This window comes from Streptomyces sp. SID14436 (assembly GCF_010548465.1).
Lineage (GTDB): Bacteria > Actinomycetota > Actinomycetes > Streptomycetales > Streptomycetaceae > Streptomyces.
The window spans coordinates 1-2465 of the sequence record NZ_JAAGMD010000303.1 but is presented as its reverse complement, the minus strand read 5'-3'; the positions used below and the strand labels follow the sequence as shown (position 1 = coordinate 2465).

Annotated in this window: 2 protein-coding genes; both read right to left on the bottom strand. The window is 74.1% G+C overall.

Translation table 11 applies throughout. From position 1 onward, the window contains the following. Positions 1 to 929, bottom strand: a 929-nt coding sequence (locus tag G3I53_RS11105) for a serine/threonine-protein kinase (protein ID WP_164438293.1), incomplete at its 3' end; no start/stop codon positions are given. Positions 930 to 1106: 177 nt separating this feature from the next. Next, the coding region (locus tag G3I53_RS11100) for a serine/threonine protein kinase (protein WP_164438292.1) at positions 1107 to 2465 on the bottom strand (1359 nt) is incomplete at its 5' end.

The window sequence follows — 2465 nt, the reverse complement described above, 5'->3', positions numbered from 1 at the left end:
AGCCCGGAGCCGGAGCGGCCGGCCGGCAGTGCGGTGTCCGGCCGTGTCTCGAAGCGCTGCGGCCCCGGCGTGGCGACGGGCCGCGTCGGTACGTACGCCTGCGCGGCGTCCGGGCGGCGGCCCTCCGCGGCCTGGGCCAGCATCTCCTCGGCGCGGACCGCGTCGGGCCGGGCGGCCGGATCCTTGCTGAGAAGGGCGGCGATGACGGGGGTGAGGGGCCCGGCGTGACGCGGGGCGTCGACCTCCTCCTCGACGACCGCCTGCATCGTCGTCAGGGGCGAGGTGCGACGGAACGGCGAGGTCCCCTCCACCGCGGTGTACAGCGTCGCGCCGAGGGCCCACAGGTCGGAGGCGGGCCCCGGATCGTGGCCGCGCACCCGCTCGGGTGCCAGGTAGTCGACGGAGCCGACGACCTCTCCGGTGCGGGTGATGGCCGTGTCGCCCTCGATCTGCGCGATGCCGAAGTCGGTGAGCAGGACCCGGCCGTCCCGGCCGAGCAGCACGTTGCCGGGCTTCACGTCACGGTGCAGCACACCGGCCCGGTGCGCGGCCCCCAGGGCACGCAGCACCCACAGGCCGATGCGTGCCGCCTCCTGCGGTTCGACGCGCCCCTGTTCCTTGACGGCGTCGGCGAGTGAACGCCCCTCGACCAGCTCCATGACGATCCACGGCCGGCCGTCGTGTTCCAGCACATCGTGCACGGTGACGACGGCGGAGTGGTTGATGCGTGCGGCGGCCCGCGCCTCGGCCCGGGTACGCGCAAGCAGCATGGCCTGCTCGCTGTCGGAGACGTAGAGCGCCGCGGTCAACTCCTTGACGGCGACCGACCGGTGCAACACCTCGTCGTGTGCCCGCCACACCCGGCCCATGCCACCGTTGCCGATGGACTCGCCGAGCCGGTACCGGCCCGCGACGAGTTGGCCCTGCATCTGATTCACGTTGCCCCGCAATGGTCTTGACAGGGTCAGCGTAAGGACATAGGGCCATCCTGGGAACCGACGGGATGCCAAGGAGACCGCACTGTGATTGTTGTCGCGAAGTGAGCCGCGAGGCAACCAAAACGCAGGAAGGGGCGTACGCGGACGCCTGGTTCGACGGCCGGTCCGTCAGCCCGCGGCCTGGTAGGTCGCCGCGGCCTGTTCGAAGTGCCGGGTCACCGCGTCCCGCTCGCGCTCCGGGCCGCGCACCTGGACGACGTGATAACGGCCGTCGATCAGCGTCGCCAGGTTGCGGACGTACAGGTCGCCGCGCGAGCCGGTCCAGGTGAACTGCCCCTCGGCCATGCTCCGTCCGCCGACCTCGATGCTTTTCAGTCCGGTCGAGGTGGCCCAGCTGGAGTCGCGGTACGGCTGGAGCTCCCGCTCGTCGTCCCGCTGATAGGCCATGGGGTCGCTGCCGTACTCGGCCGCGCTGTCCCGGCCGGGCACGACGATGAGCTCGAAGTCGCCCTTGGCGTAGACGACCTGGCCGCTGCCGTTCTTCCCGGTGCGGGACCAGCCCTCGGCCACGGCGACCCGGAAGCCCTCGGGGTCCTTGCGCAGGGTGTAGCCGTCGGCGACCTCGGGGCCGGTGGTCTGGGTCTCGGCCGAGGGCGCCGACTCCTTGTCGCCGCTCGCGCCGTCGTCCTTGCCGCCGCCCTGGTCGTCGTCCTTGCCGGCGTCCTTGTCGGCGTCCGAGGGCCGCGGGGAGGCCCCGGCGTCCGGGTCCGACGAGCCCGGTGTCGCACCGACGGCCCCGGTGCGGTCGGTGGCCGCTCCCCCGGTGTCCTCCCCCGCCTTCGGCATGAACAGCATCGCGTAGGCGATCGCCGCCGCCATGGCGAGCAGCACCAGGAGGAGCAGCGTGCGCCCGAGCCGGCGGGGGGACCCGGTCTTCCGCTTGCTCCGCTTGTGCCGTGCCTGCTGGGCCGGGAGCGCGGCGCGCCGCCTGCGCACCAGCTCGCCCCGGCGTCGTACGACCGGCAGCCGGCGGGCGTCCACGGGCGGCGCGGTGATGACGTTGAGGCCCGCCTCCGGCTCGGGTGCCGACCGGACCAGCGAGCGCAGCCAGCCCCGCAGCTCCTCGACGTCGCTGCGCTCGGTGGGATCCTGACGCAGCAGCGACTCCACCACCGGGCGGAGCGGACCGCACTCCTCGGCGAACGCGGGTGGCTCCGCGCACACCATCTGCACCAGCTCGGCCGTCGACTCCTCCGGGTAGGGCGCGTGTCCCTGCACCGCCCGGAACAGCAGCGCGCCCAGCGCCCACAGGTCCGTCGCGGGGCCGATCGGCGGAGCCAGCCGCCAGTTCTCGTGCACGGGCCCGGCCTGTTCGGGCGCCCACCGCTCCGTCACCGGTCCGACGACGGCCATCCGGGCCTGCCGTGCCCGCTCGGCGGCCAGGGCCGTGGTGGGCCCACGGCGGGCAGGGGTGCGCTCCACCAGGTCGTCCCAGCGGGCGGTGCCGGGGTCCGCGCCGGGAGCCGG